General features: G+C 40.0%; 4 protein-coding genes. 1 reads left to right on the top strand and 3 read right to left on the bottom strand.

What is annotated here, in order from left to right; genetic code table 11:
- Positions 1 to 211 (bottom strand): hypothetical protein (locus IIB39_11365; protein ID MCH8929294.1); only part of this gene is annotated, 211 nt, incomplete at its 3' end.
- A 147-nt stretch (positions 212 to 358) separates the two neighbouring features.
- Between IIB39_11365 and IIB39_11360 the strand changes: the two genes are divergently transcribed.
- On the top strand, positions 359 to 1,012 hold the full coding sequence (locus IIB39_11360; GenBank protein MCH8929293.1) for a phosphoribosylanthranilate isomerase: 654 nt from the start codon (positions 359 to 361) through the stop codon (positions 1,010 to 1,012).
- On the opposite strand, the gene IIB39_11355 is transcribed toward IIB39_11360, so the two are convergent.
- Together IIB39_11355 and IIB39_11350 are read right to left on the bottom strand one after the other, a co-directional pair.
- On the bottom strand, positions 999 to 1,724 hold the full coding sequence (locus IIB39_11355) for an HAD family hydrolase (protein ID MCH8929292.1): 726 nt from the start codon (positions 1,722 to 1,724) through the stop codon (positions 999 to 1,001). The genes IIB39_11360 and IIB39_11355 overlap by 14 nt on opposite strands.
- Positions 1,721 to 2,446: MFS transporter (locus IIB39_11350; protein MCH8929291.1), on the bottom strand; the 726-nt coding region annotated here is incomplete at its 5' end. The genes IIB39_11355 and IIB39_11350, both read right to left, overlap by 4 nt.

Here is a 2,446-nt window from a genome sequence, read left to right as displayed (position 1 = left end):
TCGGTTCGTGCGTTGCAACTACATTAGCTCCGGCGAGATAATTCCCATTATCATCTGTAACCGATCCCCTTAAACTTGAGGTGGTAAGACCTTGTCCATATCCCAAATCCGGCTGTAAGAAACCAATCCCGATTATCGTAATAAGCATAAAAATTACAAAAAGTCTCATCATACGCTCCTTATGTGTTTTACGATTTGATGCTATTCGCATGTGCTTCCTGATTATGTCTAAAGTTAAATATACTTTATGAAGTATTTATAATATATCTAACTCAGTATATAGTGTCAATAATGAATTTCTCTTCTCTAATATTTTTTCTTTGCATCAGGATAAATAATATTCGTATAATTTAATGCTATGAAACCAAGAATAAAAATATGTTGTATTGGTAATATAGCTGAAGCAGAAATGGCTATCAAATACGGGGCATCCGCTATCGGGTTAGTCTCGGAGATGCCCAGCGGTCCGGGTGTGATAGCCGAAGAGCTCATAGCTGAAATCGCCTCCTCCGTTCCTTCAGAAATTTCTACATTTCTTCTCACAAGCAAACAGGATACCGCTTCAATAATTGCCCAGCAAAAAAGATGTAAGGTTAAGACAATCCAGATCTGTGACACTCTGACGGACGGAGATTATTCAGATTTTAAAGAAGAGCTACCGGATATTAATATCATTAAAGTTATTCATGTGGTAGATGATTCTTCTGTTGAAGAAGCAATTTCAATCGCTCCTTTGGTAGATGGTTTGTTACTTGATTCCGGTAATGTGAGCTCCTCTGTCAAAGAGCTTGGCGGCACAGGAAGAACCCATAATTGGGAATTAAGTAAGGCGATTGTAGAGTTAGCTCAAGCTCCGGTATGGTTAGCCGGGGGATTGAATCCGCAGAATATAGCAGAGGCGATTGAAGCTGTTTCTCCTTACGGAGTGGATGTGTGCAGTGGCGTAAGAAATGATGATAAATTAGACGAGAAAAAATTATCCCGGTTTGTTAAAAATATCAATGGCGCCTAAAATTATTTATTATGTCGAACAGATCTTGAACCCTGTACGCTTCATAATCGGGTTGCACGCGCCAATCTGATGTGTCTAAATCAGAGCCGTAAAATGCGCCAATACTGCAAATCTTTAATTCGGTATCCTGCAAAACTCTATTCGCATTCATAGCGCACTGAATATCCATTTCATGGTCACCAATGTAAAATATTACTCCTTTTTTTGGACCGATCAATTCGTCTATGCAATCGATCAATCCATCAGGTTCCGGCTTTTGTTTATCTATTTCAACTTCTTCATGGCCGACTATATATCCGAAATGCTTAATAAGACCTTCTTTTTCCAGCTGTCGGATTACATTACTTTTAGAATTTTGCGAAACTATTCCTTGTGGGATACTCCCAAGTGATGATATTCCTCGTTCGATTCCATCGAAAACCGTTACCGGAGTATTATCACTAAGCTGATATTCTGTCCATAATGAACCAGCTTCATTTATTTGCTCTTCGCTTAATTGAAATTCCTCCTGATAAAGTTTTCTCCAGTTTGAAGTCTTCATGGTTGCCTGGTGATACTTTTCCACGTCTTTCAATATTGGAATCTCATCAGTATTCCTTCCTGAAATATCTTTAATGAGATTCTTGGTTACATTCAGATTTTTTTGCCTTGTATCCACAAGAGTACCATCGTAATCCCAGATTATTGCCTTTAGATCACTGTTTATATTCACAGCGGTTTCCTTTTGTGGGCAGCCGCTAATATAAGCGACAACAAGAACGATATTCCTGCCCCATATCCGAATATGCCGGTGAATCCAATACTCTGTAATACCGGTTGGGACAAAATGGGTACAAGGAATTGAGCAAGAAATATTACCGAAACCATTATACTAATTGAGCGCCCGCGCGTTGCTCTGTGAGTTGACGTCGAAACCCATACATTCGTATTGGGCGCTAACAATCCCATGGAGATTCCTCCTATCAACATTCCGACAACGAGAATGATCCAATCAGCGAAAATCGCTATCATAAGATGGTTGATTCCTAAGCATAGAAAGATTACCGCCATAATTCCCTGGAACGATAAACGCGCTTTAATCCGCCTGTAGAGTAGCCCTAAAAAGATGGCGACCGTCGATTGAATCGCCAATGCCAGCCCGACATAACTGTTGGAGGCTCCCAATTCGGAAGTAAGGTAAAATGGAAGATGCACGGGGAAAAGGAACAGCACGAACATAGCTGAAAATGAGATGGTGTTTATTATCAATGTAGATTTCCAGGGGAATGGCACTTTCACATTTGAAAGAATCTCCTCAATATTTTCATGTCCGATATTCGGCTCTTTTACGGCGAGGATTACTCCGGGAATAACCAAAAAAGCGTGTAGATGAATCAGAAACGGATATCTCCACCCTATATCCGCCAAAACACCTGCAAGCGTTAAAAAAGTAAG

The sequence above is a fragment of the Candidatus Neomarinimicrobiota bacterium genome, from assembly GCA_022573815.1.
Lineage (GTDB): Bacteria > Fidelibacterota > SORT01 > SORT01 > SORT01 > JACZTG01.
Note: the sequence above shows the minus strand (reverse complement) of the source record. Positions and strands in the feature narration are given on the sequence as shown.

What these genes read in the sequence shown, in the direction of transcription:
- IIB39_11360 (MCH8929293.1), top strand. Translation starts at nt 359, where the DNA reads ATGAAACCAAGAATAAAAATATGTTGTATTGGTAATATAGCTGAAGCA.